Origin of the sequence: Bradyrhizobium sp. CB3481 (assembly GCF_029714305.1) — a bacterium.
GTDB lineage: Bacteria > Pseudomonadota > Alphaproteobacteria > Rhizobiales > Xanthobacteraceae > Bradyrhizobium.
On sequence record NZ_CP121647.1, the window covers coordinates 3,284,885 to 3,306,025 of the forward strand.

Sequence of the window (21,141 nt, forward strand, 5' to 3'; positions counted from 1 at the left end):
ATGCTGCATTCCCTGAGAATGGCAACGCTTGCTGCCGTCATGCTGCTGGCCGCCGTGGCTGGCGCCTATGCCCAGACCGCCACGCTGGACGACACCGCGAAATTCCTGGCGGGCATGATGCCCTCGGCGGATTCGCCGCTCCAGGCGCTCACGAAGGAAGCGGCCTGGCAGCGCCACGCCAAATTCTTCGATAGCGCGTTCGGCCAGCTCGAGCAGCGCCAGCTATCGCGGATCCGCGCCTGGGCCGATTCCAATCTGGCGGCGCCGAAGCCGACGATGTTCTACATGTTCTCGGGGCCGGACTTCCTCTACGCGAACGCCTTTCATCCGAAGGCGTCGACCTACGTGCTGAGCGCGCTCGAGCCGGTCGGCTCGGTCCCCGACCTGACAAGACTGTCGCGCGGCGGCGTCGCATCGGCGCTCTACAATGTCGAACGCTCGCTCTCATCAATCCTGAGCTTCAGCTTCTTCATTACCAAGCAGATGAAGACCGATCTGCAGGCCGGCCAGATCAGCGGCACCTTGCCGATCCTCTACGTGTTCCTGGCGCGTTCGGGCATGACGGTCAAAAGCGTCACGCCGGTCTCGCTCGACGACAAGGGCGCGGCCTACTTCGCCGGCGAAAATCCCGGCCCCAACGCCGTGCGCGGCGTGCGCCTCATGTTCGCAGGCCCCGAGGGGCAGGAAAAGACGCTGTATTACTTCTCGACCGATCTTTCCAATTCCGGCGTGAAGGCGAGCGGCTTCCTGAAATTCTGCGAGACACTCGCGCCCGGCAACAGCCTGATCAAGAGCGCGTCGTACCTGCTGCATTCCGGCAATTTCACCACCGTGCGCAACTTCCTGCTCAACAACAGCGCCACCATCATCCAGGACGATTCCGGAATTCCGCTTGGCTATTACAGCACGAAGAAATGGCGTCTGTTCCCGTTCGGCCGCTATCTCGGGCCGATCGACAAATTTCCGGGGCGCTATCAGGAATCCTACGCCGCACTGTTTCGCCGTGCGCAGCCGATCGATTTCGGCATCGGCTATCGCTGGCGCACGCCTGAAACGAATGTGCTGCTGTCGGTGAGATTGCCCGATGACGGATCGCCTGCCATCGACGCCACGACATCGGCCGAGGCGCCGGTACCATCGCCGCGTCCGCATAAGCCGCGGACGCCGGCCTACATAGGATCGCGGCCGCTGCCGGATTGGTGGCCGCAGCGCGGGGATGGATTTTTCTTCTGGCGCTAGGCGGCTACGAGAGACGATACGAAATGGCTTCGCCATCATAACCATCGTCCTGCGTCGGCCGCCCAAACAAAACATCGAAAACAACCCCATGCAAAGTAGCCGTCAAGGGCCGGCGGAGTGGGACTGAACCCAATCTCGCTGGGCGCTGGGGGGCCGCACTATGGAACCGGACGCATGAAGGGGCTTGACTTCGTTTTCATCTAGTCATCTATATGACTATATGAATAACCTCGACGAGCGCCTTCCGCGCTATCAGCGCTTGCGCGACGACCTCGCCGCGCGGATCAACCGCAATGAATGGCGGCCGGGCGAGCCGATACCGTCTGAGGCCGAGCTTGCCGCGCACTATGGCGTTGCAATCGGCACCGTCCGCAAGGCGATCGATCAACTCGTCAGCGACACTGTGCTGGAGCGACAGCAGGGCCGTGGCACCTTTGTCCGCCGGGCGCGCTTTAATTCGTCGCTATTTCGATTCTTTCGCTTTCAGTCCGAAAGCGGTGAGCGACGTGTGCCGCAAAGCCGGATTCTGCATCGGAAGTGCGTGCCGGCGACGAGCGCGGTCGCCTCCGCTCTGCGCCTTCCCGTCGGAGAGCAAGTGATCAACCTGTCGCGCCTGCGGTTGATCGACGACGTTCCGCTGCTTGCCGAGGAGATTTGGCTGCAGAAATCGCGCTTCGCGCCGGTCCTCGATATCGACCCGTCCGAGTTCGGTGACCTGCTTTATCCGCTCTACGAGGACCGCTGCGGCCAGGTCGTGGTGTCGGCGGAGGAAATCCTCACCGTCGAGACCGCCAACGAGATGCAGGCTCGTCTGCTGAGGCTCGAGGCCGATGCACCGCTCATCGTTATCGAACGCCTCGCGCTCGATTTGGAGCGGCGACCTATCGAATGGCGGCGGTCGCGCGGACCGGCGGACCGCTTCCGCTATCACGTCGAGATCCGCTGACGGGCGGCTTCAGTAACAACAAAAACGAATTCAGGGGGAGAAACGATGACAAACTGGTACAGCGAAAGCTCGCCGCTGGAGCGGCGCACGTTTTGGGCAAGCTTTGGCGGATGGGCGCTGGATGCGCTCGACGTACAGATGTTCAGCCTGGCGATTCCTGCGCTGATCGCGGCATTCGGCATCAGTAAGGCCGATGCCGGGCTGCTCGGCTCCGTCACGCTATTCTTCGGTGCGTTCGGTGGCTGGCTCGGTGGCGCGCTTGGCGATCGTTTCGGGCGCGTCAAGGCGCTCCAGATCACCATTGCGACCTTTGCACTGGCGACCTTCGCCTGCGCGTTTGCGACGAGCTACACGCAACTCCTGGTGCTGAAGGCGATCCAGGGGCTTGGGTTCGGCGCGGAATGGGCCTGCGGCGCAGTCTTGATGGCCGAGATCATCCGCCCCGAAAACCGCGGCAAAGCGCTAGGCACCGTGCAAAGTGCCTGGGCTGTGGGATGGGGCGCGGCGGTCCTTCTATCCGCGCTGGTGTTCACCTATGCGCCGGCCGAGTTCGCCTGGCGTATTCTGTTCGCATTGGGGCTGTTGCCGGCGCTGCTCATCATCTTCGTCCGACGCGGCCTCAAGGAGCCGCAACGCTTTGGTTCGAGCGAAGCCAAAGCGCCATTCCTTAAAACGGTCTCCGGCATCTTTCACCGCGACGTGCTGCGTGCAACGCTGATCGGCGGATTGTTCGGCACCGGTGCCCATGGCGGATATGCCGCGCTGACGACGTTCCTGCCAACCTATTTGCGCGAGGTGCGGCAATTGTCGGTGCTCGGCTCCAGCGGTTATCTCGCCGTCATCATCGTCGCTTTCTTCTGCGGCTGCGTAACGAGCGGGATCATCAGCGACCGCATCGGCCGGCGCGCCAATGTCGCGCTCTTTGCCACGGCCTGCATCGTCACGGTGTTGGTCTACATCTTCGCACCGCTGACCAACTCCCAGATGCTGGTACTTGGTTTCCCCTTGGGCTTCTTCTCCGCAGGCATCCCCGCCAGCATGGCCGCGCTGTTCAGCGAGCTCTATCCGGCGGGTGTGCGGGGCACGGGTGTAGGTTTCTGCTACAATTTCGGCCGCATCATCTCGGCGGCGTTTCCATTCCTGGTTGGCTTCCTCGGCGAACGCATCGGGCTCGGACCGGCGATCGGCATCGATGCTGCGCTCGCCTATTCGCTGGTGCTGATCGCCGTGCTGATGTTGCCGGAAACCCGCGGCAAGGTCTTCGAGCAGGCCACCGCTGTGACGCGCGCCTAAACTTCAATGCGGAAAGACCGACATGATATCTCGCCGGCGCGGATTGACGCGCCGGCAGTTCAGCACGGGCTCGCCTGTGCCTTCGCCGCTGTCCCCAATTCTCGGCGGAGCCGACGCTGAGATGACATTGGCTACGATCGACACGCATGCGCATGTCTTTCATCGCCGCCTGAGGCTTGCGCCGGCACGCCGGTACGCGCCGGACTACGACGCTCCACTGCATCTGTATTTGCAAGAACTCGACCGCAACGGCATCAGCAATGGGGTGCTGGTGCAGCCGAGTTTCCTTGGGACGGATAACTCCTATCTCGTCGAAAGCCTCAGGGAGGCCGGTGGTCGACTGCGCGGTATTGCGGTCGTCGATCCCGCGACTTCCAACGAGGAGCTTCGCGCGCTCGACCGCGTAGGCGTCGTGGGCGTGCGCCTCAATCTGGTTGGAAAGCGGTTGCCCGATCTCGTCGCGCCGGAATGGAGGGCATTTCTGAAGTCGGTCAAGACGATGGGCTGGCAGGTCGAGGTTCAGAGCAATGCGTCCGATCTGGCCATGTTGGCGCCGCAGCTACTAGATGAAGGAGTTGCTGTTGTGCTCGATCATTATGGGTTGCCAGACCCCAAGCTCGGCGTTGCCGATCCGGGCTTTCAATCGATATTGAAGCTCGGTGCATCGAGACGCGTCTGGGTCAAGATCTCCGCTCCGTACCGGCACGGAGAGGCGGGCGAGAATCTCGCCAGAAAAGCCTATCCGCTGCTGCGCGAAGCTTACGGGGTCGATCGCTTGCTCTGGGGCAGCGACTGGCCACACACGCAGTTCGAGGCCACACAGAACTATGCAAAGAACCTTCGCTTCCTGGACAATCTCGTGAGCGATGCCGGCGAACGCGCCGAACTGCTGGTTGCTTCGAGGGGCTTGTTCCGCTTTCAGCACGGAATTGGGGGCGCCTCGTCCAAGCGGCGGAATCCATGCTGATCGCAATCACGAAGCGTTGACGCCGCGCCAGCGTCCGTAGCGCCACGGCAGATACCATCGCGCACCCGGCGGTGTCGTCAGCGGCACGTTGTCGATGCCGGATGTGCCCCAGGGGTGGCAGCGCAACAGGCGCGCCAGCGTCATCCAACCGCCGGCCCACAGGCCGAAGCGCTCGATCGCTTCATCACCATACACAGAGCATGTCGGCAGATGCCGGCAGTTGTAGCCGACCAGCAGCGACAGCGTGTGGCGATAGATCCAGATCAACGCGCGGCCTGCATTTCGCGGCAGCCGACGGACTGTGTTGGCACAATCCATGCACTGTTTTTGCGGTGAGGTTGAATGATCTGCCGGTGCCATGCAGCGCTATGTACGTAGTTTTGCGGGAGTTCCAAAGCGAGGAACTCAATTCGTGCAGATATTTAGCCACACTTAGCAATTATCGCACTGCAAACGAACGCTGCAAGCCAAGGTATAATGGACGGCACACGTCAGCACAGTTACCGTTTTCGTACGGATCGATGACAGAATCGTATCGCGCTAAAATGGGGCTGTTGCTGCGAGTCGTAGACCGGGCTTGGGGGAAGGAACCAAATTGAGCTTTGTGACCTCGCTGAAATTCCGCGGATGGGCTCTTCTCGGTGCCGCCGCCTTTTGTCTCGCATTGCCGAGCGCGATCACGACGCTGGGCAATTCGGCACACGCCGGTGGAACCCTCGAAGAGCGCAAGCAGCCGATGCATTTCAAGTGGAATGCGTGCCAGCCGGATTGCAAGGGCTGGGTCTCCGCCGTCGGCATCGTCACATCGGATAGCCCGCGCGAGTTCGACGAATTCGCCAAGGGACGCCAGCTTGCCGGCGCGACCATCGTGCTGGATTCCAGTGGTGGCTCGGTCAATGATTCGATCACGCTCGGCCGGCGGTTCCGCAGCCTCGGCGCGCTGACTACCGTCGGTGCCACCGTGCGCACGCAGACGCCAAATGGCGAGCGTGCCAGCGTGACGCCGGAAGCCTATTGCGAGTCGATGTGCGTGTTCCTGCTGCTTGGCGGCAAAACCCGTTACGTGCCGCCGGTCGCGCATGTCCGCGTGCACCAGATCTGGATGGGCGACCGCGCCGACGATGCCAAGGCATCGAGCTACTCCGCGCAGGATCTGATGATCGTCCAGCGCGACATCGGCCGCCTGACCAAATACACGTTCGACATGGGCGGAACCGGCGATTTGCTGTCGCTCGCGCTCAGCGTGCCGCCGTGGGAAGATCTCCACGAATTGTCGCGCATCGAGTTGCGCTCGGCCAATCTCACCACGACCGAGGTGGCCGCGGACGTCTTCCCGCAAGACAATGCGGGCGTGCCGATGGCGGAAGCCAAGCCGTCCAAGCCGCAGGACCGGTTCGTCAGCTCCGCTGTCGAAGGCGAGACGCCGGCCCAGGGCAAATCGACCAAAACCGCCGAAGCCGCGGTTCCGACCGGCGGCAATGCGACTGCCCCGGCGCAGCCGCCGGCCCCGCCACAGAAGTAGGCTATATCCGCAACGACGGTGTCATCGCCCGGCTTGACCGGGCGACCCGGTATTCCAGAGACGTCAGCGATCGATCGAGAATTCCCGGCGTACTGGATACCCCGCCTTCGCGGGGTATGACGACCTGTATGTGGGACGACGGCGTGCGGGGGCGCCTACGCCTGCGCTGTCTGCTTGGTCCTGGCTTCGATCTGGCCGATGGCGTCGACCACGGCGTCGAAGGTCAGCATGGTCGAGGCATGGCGGGCCTTGTAGTCGCGCACCGGCTCAAGCAGGGCGATGTCGGCCCATTTGCCCTGCGGCGGACTGCCGTTTTCCTTCAGCATCTTGCGGACAGTTTCTCGCAGGTCACGTAACTCCTCAGCCGTCGAGCCGACCACGTGGCGTGCCATGATCGAGGAGGAGGCCTGGCCGAGCGCGCAGGCCTTCACGTCATGCGCGAAGTCGGAGACCACGGGGCCATCCATCTTGAGATCGATCTTGACGGTCGAGCCGCACAGCTTGGAATGGGCGGTGGCGCTGGCGTGGGGGTCAGAAAGGCGGCCGAGGCGGGGAATATTGCCCGCCAGTTCGATGATCCGCTTGTTGTAGATGTCATTCAGCATGTGAGTAGGTGTCCGGGGCGGCGCTCCGAGCGCCCTTGTCCGAGCCCTTGGCGGCCGGGTTTCATCGTCCTATATATGGACAGGAACGGCGGAAAAACAGCCTGGCCGTTTTCTTTGGGCGAGCTGGCAAGGAAACCGGCCCCGCCTGCTTACGTGTTGTGGATGGGACTCAGGCGCCCGGCGGTCCAGCCGCCCCGTCTGCCCGGTGACACTCCGGTCCTTGGGGCCGGTCGAACGGAGAAGACATGGACGCATTGATCAAAACCCTCCGCCCCGGCAAGCCGTCTGACGCTAAGCCTTCCGACGTCAAATCGCCCGATGTAGCCCCGGATACCCGTCCCACCGAGCTCGATCCCGCCGAGTTCCTGGCCGCCGCCGTCCGCGCCGACCTGCCGCGCCCCTCGCGCGCGGAGGCCGAGCACGCCGTGCAGACGCTGCTGAGCTATATCGGCGAGAACCCCTCGCGCGAGGGCCTTCTGGATACGCCGCGCCGTGTGGTCGAAGCGTTCGACGAGCTCTATCAGGGCTACCATCAGTGCCCGGCCGAGGTGCTGGATCGCACGTTTGGCGAGACGGCCGGCTACGACGATTTCGTCCTGGTTCGCGACATCGAATTCACCTCGCAATGCGAGCACCACATGATGCCGTTCTACGGCAAGGCGCATATCGCCTATACGCCGGTGGAGCGGGTGGTGGGATTGTCCAAGCTGGCCCGGCTCACCGATATCTTCGCCCGCCGCCTGCAGACCCAGGAGCACCTGACCGCGCAGATCGCGGCCGCGATCGACGAGGTCCTGAAGCCGCGCGGCGTTGCCGTGCTGATCGAGGCGGAGCATACCTGCATGTCGGTGCGCGGCGTCGCCAAGCATGGCGCGATGACGTTCACCAGCCGCTTCACCGGCATGTTCCGCGACAATCCGGCGGAGCAGCAGCGTTTCCTGTCCCTGGTGCGAGGCCCCAACCGGTAACCTCGCTTAACTTTCCGCGAGGATAACCCGTGTCCCCATCCGCAGATGCCAATGAGCGCGAAGAGGGGCTGACTTTTCAGCCCAAATTCGACGCGTCCGGCCTCGTGACCTGCGTCGCGACCGATGCCGCGACCGGCGACGTGCTGATGGTCGCGCACATGAACGAGGAAGCGCTGCGCAAGACCATCGCGAGCGGCGACGCCTGGTACTTCAGCCGTTCGCGCAATGCGTTGTGGCGAAAAGGTGAGACGTCCGGTCAGACCCAGCGCGTGGTCGAGATGCGGATGGATTGCGATCAGGACGCGATCTGGATCCGCGTCGAGCAGCAGGGCGCCGCGTGTCACACCGGCCGGCATTCATGTTTCTATCGCAAGGTCGAGGCGATCGACGGTGACACACGCTTGTCGTTTGTTGACGCCGAGCGGCAGTTCGATCCGGAGAAAGTCTATCCCAGATGATTCCGTCATTCCGGGTTCGCATCTTCGATGCGCCCCGGAATGACGGAGCGGGTTGCTTTAACCCGCCATTAACCATACTAGCCGCAGTCTCAACCCGCATCGGCGCTGATTGCCAGCGCCGTGAGAGCCCGCGCGAGTTATCGCGAGGAACGGGGCGACTTGAGACATGGCGATCGACACGATAAGCGCCACGGCTGCGGCAGGTGTCGATCCCGCGCGCGCCAAGATCGCCGGCTCGATCAAGCAGGCGGCGTCCACCACCGGCGCCAGCTTTGAATATCTGCTCGCCACCGCGAAGATGGAATCCAATTTCAATCCGAAAGCCGCGGCGACCACCTCGTCGGCGCGCGGGCTGTTTCAGTTCATCGACCAGACCTGGCTTGGCACGGTGAAGGAGGCGGGCGCCCATCTCGGCTACGACAAATATTCTGATGCCATCACCAGGGATTCCGACGGCCGCTATTCGGTAAGCGATCCCGATATGAAGGCCGCGATCATGCGGCTGCGCGACGATCCCGACGCCGCCTCGCAGATGGCGGCGGTTCTCACCCAATCCAACAGCTTCAAGCTGACTGGCAAGATCGGCCGCCGTCCGAACGATGCCGAACTCTATATGGCGCATTTCATGGGAGTCGGCGGCGCCGGCAAGCTGATCCAGAGCGCCGAGGACAATCCAAACGCCTCCGCAGCGCGGATGTTTCCGAACGCGGCCGCTGCCAACCAGTCGATCTTCTATGATCGCTCGGGACGCTCGCGCAGCGTCTCCGAGGTCTATTCGGTGCTGAGCACGCGCTATGCTGCCGCCGCCAACTCTTCGGCAACACGAACCGCGATGGCGGCTGCCGGCGGCGATCTGCCCAGGCGCGTCACCGTCGCAAGCGCTACGCCTGCGGCGACGGCGATCGACAACGCCGCCTATCTCGCAAGCTTTCCGGATTCGCGGGCAGTAACCCCCGTCGCGGCAACGTTGCAGACCGCGTCGGCGCCGTCCGAACCGATGTTCCGCTCGCTGTTCCAGGCCGGCGAACGCACGCAGCCGATCTCGCCGACGGTTCAGGAATTGTGGGGCAAGGTCGCCTCGGCAACGCCGGAAGTCCGCGCACCCGACCGGCTCGACCTCTTCAGCGACCGCAGCGGCACCTTCAGCAGCTGACCGAAAAAGGCGGCGAGCAAATGGGCTTGCCCCACGCGCCGGCTGGCATGCGGTCTTCCAAATATTAATGAGGCGTTGTCGCGCCCTTAACAAAACGTCAATAAAACCAGCTGTTTATGGTGAACCCTTTGTTAAGCGTCATGGTTTATTTTTTCTAATAGTGGCATCGCGTTCCGGTGTCGTTTGAGGTTGCGTAAGCCAGGACCATGATCGTTCGGCAGTTCATCACTTGGATTCGTACCGCTCCGGCAGGCGAGCGGGCAGAGGCGACGCGGGCATTGGCGCGGGCCTGGTTGATTTCAGATCTCAGCGAGGACGATCGCATCGCCGCCGAAGGCGCGCTGCTGATGTTGCTCGATGATCCCTCGCCTTTGGTGCGCCAGGCGATGTCGGAAGTGTTTTCGCGCAGCTTGGAGGCGCCGGCCGCGATCGTGCAGGCGCTCGCGCTGGACCAGACTTCGATCGCGCTGCCGGTGCTCGAACATTCGCCGCTGCTGATCGACGCCGACCTCGTCGACATCGTCGCCACCGGCAACAGCGACATGCAATGCGCAATCGCCCGCCGCATCAATTTGCCGCCCTCGGTGTCCGCCGCGATTGCCGAAGTCGGTTCGGCCGCCGCCGCGCTCGAGCTCATTGAAAACGCTTATGCCGAACTGGCGCCGTTCTCCTGGGACCGCATCGTCGAACGTCACGGCCATCTCGCCGCGATCAGGGAATCGATGCTGGTACTGGAAGGCCTGCCGGCCGCGACCCGCGCCGCGCTGGTCGCGAAACTCTCCGATACGCTGGCGCAATTCGTCGTCGCGCGTAACTGGCTCAGCGCCGACCGGGCAGGGCGGCTGGCCAGCGAGGCGCGCGAGCGTTCGGCCCTCAATATCGCGGCGCGTTCGCGCGGCGAGGACATGGCCGGCCTCGTACAGCATCTGCGCGCCACCAACCAATTGACCGCCGGCCTGATCCTGCGTGCGCTGCTGTCGAGCAACCTCGAACTGTTCGAGGCGGCGCTGGCCGAACTCGCCGACCTGCCGATGGCCCGCGTCACCGCGCTGTTGCACGACCGCGGCGGTGCCAGCCTGCAGGCGCTCCTGATCCGCGCCGGCCTGCCGGAATCGACCTTCGCGGCGTTTCGCGTGGCGCTCGAGGCCAGCCGCGAAACCGGCTATGTCGATACGCTCGGCGGCGCCGCGCGCCTGCGCCGCCGCATGGTCGAGCGCGTGCTGACGCATTGCGAGACCGACGGCAAGTCCGCCGAGCCGCTGCTGATCCTGCTGCGGCGCTTTGCAACCGAATCCGCGCGCGAGGAAGCTCGTGCGTTCTGCGAGGAACTGGTCGCCGATGAAGCCTTCGTGCCGGCCCCGCGCGATCTGATCGCGGCGTAAGATCCGAGATGCCGTAGGGTGGGCAAAGCGCAGCTTGCCCACCATCTCAACCGCGCAAGAATTGGTGGGCACGCTTCGCTTTGCCCACCCTACGGCACTGCCGCTACATATTTATGGTCGTCCCTGCGAACGCAGGGACCCATACGCCGTGGCTTATCCGCAGGGCAATGTGGCAGTTACCTTCAAAAATAATCAGCGCTGGTGGTTATGGGTCCCTGCGTTCGCAGGGACGACGCGTTGAAAGACCGTTGCCTACTCCGCCGGAACGATGCTCGGCGCCAGGATCGCTTCGAGATGCTCGGGGCGGTCGCGGTTGACCTTGAGCAAAAATTCATCCGCCACGCCGCGGAGCTGCCGGCTCAGCTTGCCCGCCATGACAGCCGTATCGAGCTTGGTGCGTTCGCGCACGATCGCCTGGACGGCATTGATGTGATGGGTGATCAGCTCCTCGGGGACCTGGTCGAGGTCGGGGGCATGCTCGATGATGCGGCAGAGGCTTTCGGCGGCGGCGGCGGCCGAAGGGAAGCCGAACGTGGCGGCGTCGCCCTTGATGTCATGGGCGGCGCGAAACAGCTCTTCGCGGTTCTCGATGGTGAAGCCATTGCGGAGAACGGTCGCATGGGCGGCCGAGAGGCGGTCGGCCTCGATCGTCATCCAGTTCTTGAATTCGCCTGACAGCTCGGCGAGCGCCTTTTCCGCGCGGCCGACCGGATCGTCGAGATCGGACTCGGGAACGCGCAGCAGCACCTTGCGCAGCGGATTGGGCTGCGTGATCACGTGGTGATCGGCGAACGACTTGATCTGTATCGTTCCCGGCTTTTGCGTTCCTGGCTTTTCCTTCGCCATGATGGTGTGTCTCCAGGCCAGTGCTCAGATGTTGGACCGCGCCTTGTCGAGCAGCGACGGCTGCTGCAGCACTTCCATCTCGCCGCCGACGCGCCGTTCGGGGCCGATATAGGCATTGTTGATGTTGCGCCGTCGGTCCGGGCCGAAATAGGTCTTGGTCTTGATGAAGGGGCGGGGATTGGCGACGACGTTGAGGATGCGCTGGTAGAGCCCCTTGGCCGAAATCGGCTTGGCCAGGAACTCGGTGACGCCGGCATCGCGCGCGACCGTCACCCGCCGCTTCTCCGAATGCCCGGTCAGCATGATGATCGGGGCGTAAGGATTACCCTTGCCCTCCGGCTGGCGGATCATCTGCGCGAGCTCGAGCCCGTCGAAGATCGGCATCGCCCAATCGGTGATGACGATGTCGGGCACATAGTGGCTGTACATTTCCAGCGCGGTCGCGCCGTCCTCGGCCTCATAGACCTCGCGCGCGCCGAACGAATGCAGCAGCGTGCGCAGGATGCGACGCATATGCGGATTGTCGTCGCAAATCAGAAATCGCAGCTTGTTGAAGTCAATGCGATACATGGTCCGGTCCGGCCAGCAAACGGTATACTGGCGTTAACCATATCGCGGCGGCCGTTAAGGAATGGTTGCGAGGAGCGCCATTGATGGCCAAGCGGCACGATCTCCCCACACGGTCGTCCCTGCGAACGCAGGGACCCATACGCCGCGGCTTCTCGGTGTTGGCTGATATTCAACCAACATCGTTCGTCCCCGCTGAAGCCTGTGGGTATGGGTCCCGGCTCAAGGCCGGGACGACGGTGGTCAGTACCCGAACTGCTCGCGCAAAATGCGTTCCTCGAGGCTGTGGCCGGGGTCGAACAGCATCCGCATCGAGATCGTCTTGTCGGACAAAACCTCGACACGGCGGACGTCGCGCACGTCGTCATGGTCGGCGGCCGCCGCGACCGGCCGCTTCTCGCCCTCCAGCACCTCGATCACCACGAAGGCGGAGTTGGGGAGCAGGGCGCCGCGCCCGCGGCGCGGGCGGAACGCGCTGATCGGGGTCAGCGCCAGCAGCGCGGCGTTGATCGGCAGGATCGGGCCCTGTGCCGAGAGATTGTAGGCCGTCGAGCCGGCCGGCGTCGCCACCAGGATGCCGTCGGCAATCAATTCCGGCATCCGCTCGTGCTCGTCGATCAGGATGCGCAAATGCGCGGCCTGGTTAGTCTGGCGGAACAGCGCGACCTCGTTGATGGCGTGATGCAGATGCACCGCGCCATGGACGTCGGTGGCGCGCATCAGGAGCGGATTGATCAGGGATTCCCGCGCCGCCGCCAGGCGGGTGTGCAAATCGTGGGTGGTGAATTCGTTCATCAGGAAGCCGACGGTGCCGCGATGCATGCCGTAGATCGGCTTTCCCGTGCGCATGTGGGCGTGCAGCGTCTGCAGCATCAAGCCGTCGCCACCAAGCGCCACCACGACGTCGGCGTCGTCGGCCGCATGGTTGCCGTAGAGCTTGGTGAGCTGCGCCAGTGCGGCCTGCGCCTCATCGCCTGGGCTCGCGACAAAGGCGATCCGTTCGTATCGCTTGGGGGTGGCCATCGGACGAGCTCTTATGGCGCCGGATTGCGCCGCGCTCGTCTATACACCTTGGGCAGGCTTGTCGAGATGGTTGGGCGTCTGTTTCACGCCGGTAACGTAAACCGGCGGTCATCGGGGCATCATTTTTCCTGCAAGGTCCGGATCGGGTCCCAATCCGCTTCGGGCGGATTTTGGGCCAATTCCCGCGCCCGCGCCGCAAACAGGGATGCCGGGCGGTCGATCTCGGCCGAACGGGCGAAACATTGCGCCGCGGCTTCGAATTCGCGGGCCCGCCAATGCGCCAGCCCTTCAGCATAATTGTCGATCATGGCCTGCTGGGTGGTGGTCAGCTCCGCCGCTCGCGCCAGCAACTGGTAGATTTTCAGCGCACCCGTCCGCCCCTTGACCCTGATGGCGTCGAGCTCGCGCCAGGCGAAGTCATCGCCAGCCAATGCAACCGTGGTCTCGGAGGCGATGATTGTCGTGCCGTAGAACTTGTTGGCGCCCTCCAGCCGCGAGGCCAGGTTCACCGCATCGCTCATGACCGAGTAATTGAAGCGCCGCCGCGATCCGAAATTGCCGACCAGCGCCTCGCCGGAATTGATGCCAATCCGCTGCGCGAGCTTGTAGCCCTGGAACAGCGGCGAGGTCGTATTGAGCTCGGCCAGCTGCGTGCAGCAATCGAGTGCCGCGCGCGCCGCATTGGCGGCATGGTCGGGATCGTCTGCCGGCGCGCCGAACACGGCGACGACGGAGTCGCCGATATATTTGTCGACATAGCCGCCATGGCGCTCGATGACGTCGGTCATCGCCGAAAGATATTCGTTCATCAGCTCCATCAGCCCGTCCGGCGACATCTTTTCCGCGATCAGCGAAAACCCTTCGATGTCGGAGAAGAACACGGTGACGTTGCGGGTTTCGCCGCCGAGCTCGGGCAATTTGTTCGACGACAGCATCCGGTTGATGACATGCGGAGCGAGATAGAGCGCAAAACTCTTCTGCAAGAGGCGGCGGTCCTTGTCGGCGACGACAAAACGGAAGCCGATGGTGGCGGCGAGCGCAAACAGGCTGGCCAGGAAAGGCTCGGCAACCGGCAACGCCAGCGACTGGTTGAAGGCGATGGTGGCGCCGGCAAGGCTGGCAACGATCACGGCTGCCCAGGCCAGCGCTGCACTGAGCGGCCTGAGGCGCCATGCGGCGATCGCCGCGAGCGAGGCAAACAAAACGGAGATCAGGATACGGACCAGCGGGCCGGGCTCGACCACGGCATTGCGCTGGATCAGGTTGTTGACGGCGGTCGCATGGATATAGACGCCCGCGATGGTGCTGATCCGGTAGCCGGCAGTGACCGGCGTGGTCTCGGCCGCGCAGCGCGGCGTGCGCGCGCCTTCGATGCCGGTCGCAAAGCGCTTGGAGGTCTGCCTGCGGTCCTCGATGTCGAGGACGCTGCCGAAGATGACGACCTTTCCGGCGAACCAACGCTTGAAGTAATCCTTGTCGTTCTTGACGGCGCAGGCGCGCAAATCCGCAAAGGAGAAGGTCGGAATGTCGTCGGCGCCGCCCTCGAAATTCAGCGTCATCGTATCAGGCACGCGGCCGGGCACCTGATAGCCCGCCAGCGTCATCCGGCCGCTCGCATCGAATTCCGGCGCGGCGCCCAGCGCCCGTGATGCCAGCTCGACCGCCATCGAGGGCATCCTGGTGCCGTTGACGGCAAAGCTCAGCGGCAGGCGGCGCACGATGTCGTCTTGATCGCTGAAAACGTTGAGCGGCCTGATGTTCAGGTGCTGGCGCACCGCGACGCGCTGGCCGGGCGACGGCCTGACCGGCTGGTTGCCGCCGAGGATTTCGCCCAGCACCACCTTGCCGTTCACGGAAGCCGTGGCTAGCGCCCGCAAAAAGTCGCGATCGAAGCCGCGGACCTTTTCGCCCAGCAGGCCTTCGCCGAATGGCAGCTCCGATTGCTCGAGCGAGCGCTCGATCACCACGTCGAAGCCGGCGACCTTGGCGCCGCCTTCGAGGGTTGCCGTCAGCACGCGGCCGATCTCGCCGGTCCAGGTCAACATCGGCGAACCCTTGAACGGCGCCGTGCGCAGGCTCTCTTCGTCGATCGCGACGACCACGGCCGGGGAGGTGGCGGGGTCCTGCCGGCGGCCGAACATCTCCCAGCGCAGGGCGGTGAGGATATCGAGCGAGAGCCCGCGGATCGGCCTGACCACGGGAGAGACCGAAGCCGCCGCGCACACCAGCGCGATCGCGGCAACGACCATCCTGTTGCGCGTGCTGCGCCGTATCCTCAAGAGCGCAGGTCCGTCACGCCTATTCCATCCGCAGCAGGCGGCCGACGATCGGTGTCGCGCCGGGCTTGGCCTGCGCGTCTACGCGGAACACGATTTGCGACGACTTGAAGCTGGCAGCGTAGAGACCGCCCGGAACCAGGGCTACGTTCTCATTGGCGAAGTCGAAGAATTTGCCCTTGAGCTGGGTGCCGCCGAGATTGATCTGTTGCCGCTCTCCCGGAACATCGAGCCGCCGTACGGTCAGCGTCCCGCGGCCTTTGGCTTCGACCAGGGGTGACGAACCGTAGAGCGTGAGCTGCGGCTCCGGCAGCGCCTTGGTGTCGACGCTGCGCAGCACGGTCGCTGCGACCGCTCGGGTTTCACGCGAGGTCGCGTTCATCTGACTCGGATCGCATTCGGTCTTCTCGACCAGAAGGCCGGCGTCCACGACGGTGCTCTCCTCGGTGCCGACCGTCACGGTACCGGCGCCGTTGATCGTCTCGCGCCGGCAGGACTTCAGATAGCTGAGAACGAGGGAGCCGCCGTCGCCGATCTTGATGACGGATTTCGGCGTCACATAGTCCATGAACTCCGCGCCGGTCACCTTGCCTTTGATGTCCTCGACGACCGCAACCGGCGACTGGGCCGCGGCGGGACAAGCCAGCGCGACAAGGCCGAGGCAGACAGCAATCGTACGTTTCATCGTATAAATCCCCATTGAAAAGCGCAGGTTCATTAGTCGCGCCAGCGCCAGAACGGTTTCATGGATGGATCGAAAATATTGGCCGTTATACTTGGCGCCTTCCCGGCGGAGCCGACCGATAGCACCTAACCGCTGAGGGGGACAACCACCGGACGTGGCGGCCATTTTCTCAGGGGAAGCTGTCGGGATTGTGATTTTCGGGCAGGTTCCTGCGTGTTGTGCACGACTGCCCGGTTGTCGCAGTGTTGCACCAGAATCCGAACGGACGATTTGGCGCGGTGCGCAGGGAGCAGACGACATGACTTTTCGACCAGGGGCGCCGCTGCGCCTCGCCACCATGCTTTTGATCCTGAGCTGCCCCCTTGCGGCCCGCGCCGAAGACCCGGCGCCGCAGCCTTCGGCGACGGCCTCGCCATCTCCTCCCGGTCAGAAGGGCGGACCGGCGCGCGGGACCTCGGCAGCTCCGACGCCCACAGCCGATCAGCATCGCCTGCCGCCCGATTCCACCACCAAGCACGCGTTGGCGCTGCCCGGCCGCACGCTCAACTTCACCGCCACCGCAGGTTCGATCCGGCTGTTCGACGACAAGGGTGAGCCGCAGGCCGACATCGTCTATACGTCCTACCAGCTCGACGGCGGCAACCGCGAGGGCCGCCCGGTGACGTTCTTCTTCAATGGCGGCCCCGGCGCGTCCTCGGCCTGGCTGCAGTTCGGCGATGCCGGGCCATGGCGCGTGTCGATCGGGGGCGAGGGCGCGGTGTCGTCGGCGACACCTGATCTGTTGCCTAATGCCGAGACCTGGCTCGACTTCACCGATCTCGTCTTCATCGATCCCGTCGGCACCGGCTATAGCCGCTTCGTTGCGTCAGGGGATGACGCACGCAAGCGCTTCTATTCCGTCGATGGTGACGTCAGCGCGGTCGCGCTGGTGATCCGGCGATGGCTGGAGAAATACGATCGCCTGCTGTCGCCGAAATTCGTCGTTGGCGAAAGCTATGGTGGCATCCGCGGCCCGAAAGTGGTGCGCAACCTGCAGACCCAGCAGGGCGTCGGCGTGCGCGGGCTGATCCTGGTTTCACCGCTGTTCGATTATCGCGATTTTTCCGGCTCGAGCATCCTGCAATACATGTACACGCTGCCGAGCATGGCGGCGGTGGCGCGCGAGGCGAAGGGAGAAGCCAAGGTGACGCGCGCCGATCTCGCCGACGTCGAGCAATACGCGCAAGGCGAGTTTCTGAGCGACCTCATCAAGGGACAGGCGGACAGCGTGGCGTCGACGCGGCTCGCCGACAAGGTGGCGTCATTGACCGGCATCGATCAGCCGGTGAGCCGCCGGCTTGCGGGGCGGTTCGAAGTCGGCGAATTCCGCCGCGAATTCGATCGCCGCAACGGCCGCGTCACAGGGCGCTACGATGCCTCGGTGTCCGGCTTCGATCCTTATCCGGATTCGAGCTACTGGCATTTCGGCGATCCGTCCGGCGACAGCCTGATGGCGCCGCTGACGAGCGCGGCCGTCGACCTCACCACGCGCAAGCTGAACTGGCGTCCGGACGGCTCGTATCATCTGCTCAACGAGGCCGTGTACAAGGCCTGGGATTTCGGCCGCGGACCGGCCGAGTCGATCTCGCAGCTTCGCCAGATCCTCGCGCTCGATCCGAACATGAAACTGCTGGTCGGCCACGGGCTCTTCGATCTCGCCACGCCGTATTTTGCCTCGAAGGTGATGCTCGACCAGTTGCCGGCCTATGCAAGGTCGGACCGCGTCAAGCTCGTCGTCTATCCCGGCGGCCACATGTTCTATTCGCGCGACGCCACGCGTCAGGCTTTTCGCGCGGAAGTCGAGGAGGCGATGAAGTGAGGCAAAAGAAAAGCGGCGCAGTCTGAAGACTGCGCCGGTTGTTATCTCCGTCATTGCGAGCGAAGCGAAGCAATCCACATCGCGGCATAACGGATAGATGGATTGCTTCGTCGCTGCGCTCCTCGCAATGACGCGGAGAGACTAACGCCTCAGTAGACCAGTCCCGTGCCCGGCGGCTTTTCAAGCGCAGCCGCCAGCGAGCGATATTCTTCGCTCGAGGTGCCCGCGAGCTGCGCTATCTTGTTCAGGTGATATTGCGCCTGATCGCGGTTGCCCTGCTCGACCTGCCACAGGCCATAATACTGCCAGGTCTTGACGTGGGTCGGATCGGCCTTGAGCGCGCGCTCGTACCACACTTGCGAAACCTTGTAGTCGCCGAGCTGGCGATAGGAGTAGCCAATCAGGTTGGCGACGGCGGCGGTGTCGTCACGGCCGAGCGCCTTGAGCTGCGCGATCGCCGAAGCATAGTCGTGGCGCTCGTAAATCGCGGCATAGGCGGCGCGATAGCCGTCGGCGAATGCGGTCTGTTCGCTGCCCGGACGCGCTTCGGATTTCTTTTTCTTCTTGTCCGGCGGCGGCGGATCGTTGTCGGGTGCTGCGTAGACGGCGGTCACGACAGGAGCTGCCGCAAGCGTGAGTGACAACATTGCGAGAGTCAAAAGTCTGATCGCGAATTTGTTCATGCAAGTCTCCTGATGCCGGTTCGGCGATCCTACACCGAAGGCCGTTGGTTGGAACCCCTGGCGCCCAAGAACATTCCCGAGAACATTCCAAAGAACCTTCCCCGCGCCCTTCACCTCGATTTCGCCAATTTTCATCGGCGTCCCGTGATCAAGCGGACATGATGAAGATGTCATTCAGATGAACGAACGCTTCAGGAGGGGTTCAGTGCGGGGCCGCTAGCGTCGCCTGCATGATCGGCGAGCCCGGCTATCAACCGGAAAATGCCCGCAGGTCTCTCATGGGGCGGGACACAGAGACAGAAAGAGGAAGACAACCATGCTCAAGACCATTTCCGCAGCGCTCGTTGCCGTTTCCGTTCTCGCCGCACCCGCACTTGCAGGTACCGCGGGTAAGACTGCACAGGCCCCGGCGAACAAGACCACGCAAATTCCTGCGGACAAGGCCGCACAGGCTCCAGCCGTCAAGACGGAGCAGGGCAAGGCGCTGAATGCCAACGCCAAGATGGACCGCCATCACAAGCAAATGAGTGCGCACAAGGTGAAAGGAAAATCACACGCTGCCGCCAAGCACGTGAAGCCCGCCGCAAAGCGTAGCTGAATCTGATTCGCCGGCGCGCGTTTTCGCCCCCATTGCCCCAGCGCCGGCGAATATCAGGCCAGCCCACGCGCCATTTGCTTCGCTAATGGCGGTGGGCTGGCGCTGCTCAATTTTTCGCGAGTGGTGCGAAGAGATAACCGAGTTGCGAATTCCAATCTTGCGCCAAGCAGTCTAAGAGACGGCGAATTGGAGGCAGGGGAAGACTTCGCTTGGGGCGTTCAGTCAAAATTGCGATGATCGTATTGCTGCCGGCCACGCTTTCGGCATGCGCCGCCGTTGATGAAAGCAAGCCGATCACGTTCACCGAGGATCGCGGCGTTTCCAGCCAGCCGTTTCCGAAGAATTACCGCACCGAAGTGCAGTCATTCCTGCGGACCTATCTCAACGATCCCGTCGGCGTGCGCGACGCCGTTATGGCCGAACCGGTCGAGCGCGTGATCGGAGGACGGCAGCGCTATGTCGCCTGTGTCAGGTTCTCGGCCCGCGAATCCGATGGCGGCTACCGCGAGCCGCACGAGCGCGCCATTCTGTTTGTCGATGGCCGGCTCGATCGCATCGTTGAAAACGCCGCTGAGCCTTGTGCAGGCCTAGCCTACGCGCCATTTCCGGAACTGGAGAAGATGACGCGCTAGCGTTCAGGCGCGTCACATTCAGAAGGCGACGAGATCTGATCGGCCGGTGCATCCGGCAGATCCTTTCCAATGTGATTGCCCGCTCGCTCTACACGAGAGTGTGATGGGGCATATCGCATGCGATTAAATCGGATGGATTGACGGCGGGCGATCCGGCAATTATACCGCATGCGATCTAATCGTATAAGATAAATGTGGAGAGAGCCATGTCCCAGCCCGCTAACCCTGATCGCCGCCGTTTGCTTGGCGCTGCCGCCCTGGCGCTTGTGGCAGGGCCGTTCCTTTCGGGCGGCCGCCTGTTTGCGCAGTCCGGCGCGGTCAAGCCGGGCTCCCACACCTCGTTTGGCACCCTGAAACAGGTCGAGGCCGGCGTCCTCAATGTCGGCTATGCCGAGGCCGGACCTGCCGAGGGTCCCGCCGTCATTCTTCTGCACGGCTGGCCGTACGATATCCATGCGTTCGTCGATGTGGTGCCGCTGCTGGCGTCGGCAGGTTTCCGGGTAATCGCGCCGCATCTGCGCGGCTATGGCACGACGCGCTTCCTTGCGGCGGATACGCCGCGCAACGGCCAGCAGGGTGCGCTCGCCACCGACGTGATTGCCCTGATGGACGCGCTGAAGATCGACAAGGCGCTCGTGGCGGGCTTCGACTGGGGCGCGCGGACCGCCGACATCGTTGCGGCGATCTGGCCTGAGCGCGTCAAGGCGCTGGTTTCGGTCAGCGGTTACCTGATCGGCAGCCAGGAGGCCAACAGCACGCCGCTGCCGCCGTCGGCCGAGTTGCAATGGTGGTACCAGTATTATTTTGCCACCGAGCGGGGCCGGCTCGGCTACGAGAAGTACCGACGCGAGTTCTCCAAACTGATCTGGCAGCTTGCCTCGCCGAAGTGGACGTTCGACGACGCCACGTTCGAGCGCAGCGCGGCGTCCTTCGACAACCCCGACCACGTCGCCATCGTGATCCACAATTATCGCTGGCGGCTCGGTCTTGCCCCCGGCGAGGCCAGGTTCGACGAGCTGGAAAAACGCCTCGCTGAATTTCCCGTCATCACGGTCCCGACCATCACCCTGGAGGGCGACGCCAACGGCGCGCCGCATCCGGACCCCAAGGCCTACGCCAAGAAGTTTTCCGGCAAATACGCCCACCGCCTGGTCACCGGGGGCATCGGACATAACCTGCCGCAGGAAGCACCGCGGGCATTTGCCGATGCCATTATCGAAGTGGCGCGCGGCTGACGGCAAAGCGCCGCCTGAGGCAGGCCGCTGTGCGGCCTGCCGGCTGGCCTTCTTCGGGCGTTCCAAAGGCGGAACCGTGAAGGAAATCGGATCACTTTTCGGCGAGACGTGAACCTTGCCTTAGTCATTCCGAACACATGTACGGGCGGAAAACCGCGCCCTTAACGGGGAAAAAGCCCCGTATGCGAGGAACCAAAACGATTTG

At 63.5% G+C, this 21,141-nt stretch carries 21 protein-coding genes; 13 read left to right on the forward strand and 8 right to left on the reverse strand.

The annotated features are described in order from the left end of the window. From QA643_RS15775 to QA643_RS15790, 4 genes are all read left to right on the forward strand, one after another. A complete protein-coding gene (locus QA643_RS15775; RefSeq protein WP_283034037.1) occupies positions 1–1,239 on the forward strand; it encodes a hypothetical protein in 1,239 nt (412 codons plus the stop codon). A gap of 220 nt (positions 1,240–1,459) precedes the next feature. Beyond that, positions 1,460–2,185, forward strand: coding sequence for a GntR family transcriptional regulator (locus QA643_RS15780; RefSeq protein ID WP_283034038.1), 726 nt, complete (start codon positions 1,460–1,462; stop codon positions 2,183–2,185). A gap of 45 nt (positions 2,186–2,230) precedes the next feature. Beyond that, positions 2,231–3,478, forward strand: coding sequence for an MFS transporter (locus QA643_RS15785; protein ID WP_283034039.1), 1,248 nt, complete (start codon positions 2,231–2,233; stop codon positions 3,476–3,478). 121 nt (positions 3,479–3,599) lie between these two features. Further along, positions 3,600–4,445, forward strand: coding sequence for an amidohydrolase family protein (locus QA643_RS15790; RefSeq protein WP_283034040.1), 846 nt, complete (start codon positions 3,600–3,602; stop codon positions 4,443–4,445). 6 nt (positions 4,446–4,451) lie between these two features. Here the strand turns inward: QA643_RS15790 and yidD are convergent, their stop codons facing one another. Then, positions 4,452–4,763: a membrane protein insertion efficiency factor YidD gene (gene yidD, locus QA643_RS15795; RefSeq protein ID WP_283034041.1), complete on the reverse strand. Its 312-nt coding sequence runs from the start codon at positions 4,761–4,763 to the stop codon at positions 4,452–4,454. Between the two features lie 277 nt (positions 4,764–5,040). Here yidD and QA643_RS15800 point away from each other — a divergent pair, with 277 nt between their 5' ends. Beyond that, entirely contained in the window at positions 5,041–5,967 is a 927-nt protein-coding gene (locus QA643_RS15800; RefSeq protein ID WP_283034042.1) for a hypothetical protein, read from the forward strand. Between the two features lie 155 nt (positions 5,968–6,122). Here QA643_RS15800 and QA643_RS15805 read toward each other — a convergent pair whose 3' ends face one another. After that, the gene (locus QA643_RS15805) at positions 6,123–6,572 is read right to left on the reverse strand and encodes an iron-sulfur cluster assembly scaffold protein (RefSeq protein WP_283034043.1); all 450 of its coding nucleotides are present in this window, start codon (positions 6,570–6,572) and stop codon (positions 6,123–6,125) included. A gap of 245 nt (positions 6,573–6,817) precedes the next feature. Here QA643_RS15805 and folE point away from each other — a divergent pair, with 245 nt between their 5' ends. From folE to QA643_RS15825, 4 genes are all read left to right on the forward strand, one after another. Then, positions 6,818–7,540, forward strand: a complete 723-nt coding sequence (gene folE, locus QA643_RS15810; protein WP_283034044.1) for a GTP cyclohydrolase I FolE — start codon at positions 6,818–6,820, stop codon at positions 7,538–7,540. A 29-nt stretch (positions 7,541–7,569) separates the two neighbouring features. Beyond that, positions 7,570–7,998: a phosphoribosyl-AMP cyclohydrolase gene (gene hisI, locus QA643_RS15815; RefSeq protein WP_283034045.1), complete on the forward strand. Its 429-nt coding sequence runs from the start codon at positions 7,570–7,572 to the stop codon at positions 7,996–7,998. 166 nt (positions 7,999–8,164) lie between these two features. Further along, positions 8,165–9,151, forward strand: coding sequence for a transglycosylase SLT domain-containing protein (locus tag QA643_RS15820; protein ID WP_283034046.1), 987 nt, complete (start codon positions 8,165–8,167; stop codon positions 9,149–9,151). Between the two features lie 206 nt (positions 9,152–9,357). Then, positions 9,358–10,533, forward strand: a complete 1,176-nt coding sequence (locus QA643_RS15825; protein ID WP_283034047.1) for a DUF2336 domain-containing protein — start codon at positions 9,358–9,360, stop codon at positions 10,531–10,533. A gap of 252 nt (positions 10,534–10,785) precedes the next feature. Here QA643_RS15825 and QA643_RS15830 read toward each other — a convergent pair whose 3' ends face one another. The 5 genes from QA643_RS15830 to QA643_RS15850 form a co-directional block, all read right to left on the reverse strand. After that, the gene (locus tag QA643_RS15830; protein WP_283034048.1) at positions 10,786–11,379 is read right to left on the reverse strand and encodes an Hpt domain-containing protein; all 594 of its coding nucleotides are present in this window, start codon (positions 11,377–11,379) and stop codon (positions 10,786–10,788) included. A gap of 24 nt (positions 11,380–11,403) precedes the next feature. Further along, entirely contained in the window at positions 11,404–11,949 is a 546-nt protein-coding gene (locus QA643_RS15835) for a response regulator (protein WP_283034049.1), read from the reverse strand. Between the two features lie 240 nt (positions 11,950–12,189). Then, complete coding sequence (locus QA643_RS15840; RefSeq protein ID WP_283034050.1) at positions 12,190–12,969, reverse strand: NAD kinase; 780 nt, start codon at positions 12,967–12,969, stop codon at positions 12,190–12,192. A 119-nt stretch (positions 12,970–13,088) separates the two neighbouring features. Then, positions 13,089–15,218: an adenylate/guanylate cyclase domain-containing protein gene (locus QA643_RS15845; protein WP_283034051.1), complete on the reverse strand. Its 2,130-nt coding sequence runs from the start codon at positions 15,216–15,218 to the stop codon at positions 13,089–13,091. A 49-nt stretch (positions 15,219–15,267) separates the two neighbouring features. Continuing rightward, the gene (locus tag QA643_RS15850; RefSeq protein WP_283034052.1) at positions 15,268–15,930 is read right to left on the reverse strand and encodes a hypothetical protein; all 663 of its coding nucleotides are present in this window, start codon (positions 15,928–15,930) and stop codon (positions 15,268–15,270) included. 337 nt (positions 15,931–16,267) lie between these two features. Between QA643_RS15850 and QA643_RS15855 the strand changes: the two genes are divergently transcribed. Continuing rightward, on the forward strand, positions 16,268–17,788 hold the full coding sequence (locus QA643_RS15855; RefSeq protein ID WP_283034818.1) for a peptidase S10: 1,521 nt from the start codon (positions 16,268–16,270) through the stop codon (positions 17,786–17,788). A 149-nt stretch (positions 17,789–17,937) separates the two neighbouring features. Here QA643_RS15855 and QA643_RS15860 read toward each other — a convergent pair whose 3' ends face one another. Next, entirely contained in the window at positions 17,938–18,471 is a 534-nt protein-coding gene (locus QA643_RS15860) for a tetratricopeptide repeat protein (RefSeq protein ID WP_283034053.1), read from the reverse strand. Between the two features lie 316 nt (positions 18,472–18,787). Between QA643_RS15860 and QA643_RS15865 the strand changes: the two genes are divergently transcribed. The 3 genes from QA643_RS15865 to QA643_RS15875 all read left to right on the forward strand — a co-directional run bounded on the left by QA643_RS15865 (position 18,788) and on the right by QA643_RS15875 (position 20,936). Beyond that, positions 18,788–19,069, forward strand: a complete 282-nt coding sequence (locus QA643_RS15865; RefSeq protein ID WP_283034054.1) for a hypothetical protein — start codon at positions 18,788–18,790, stop codon at positions 19,067–19,069. Between the two features lie 233 nt (positions 19,070–19,302). Then, positions 19,303–19,701 (forward strand): hypothetical protein, encoded by a 399-nt coding sequence (locus QA643_RS15870; RefSeq protein WP_283034819.1) that lies wholly within the window; start codon positions 19,303–19,305, stop codon positions 19,699–19,701. 206 nt (positions 19,702–19,907) lie between these two features. Continuing rightward, positions 19,908–20,936 (forward strand): alpha/beta hydrolase, encoded by a 1,029-nt coding sequence (locus tag QA643_RS15875; protein ID WP_283034055.1) that lies wholly within the window; start codon positions 19,908–19,910, stop codon positions 20,934–20,936. Positions 20,937–21,141: the final 205 nt, after the last annotated feature.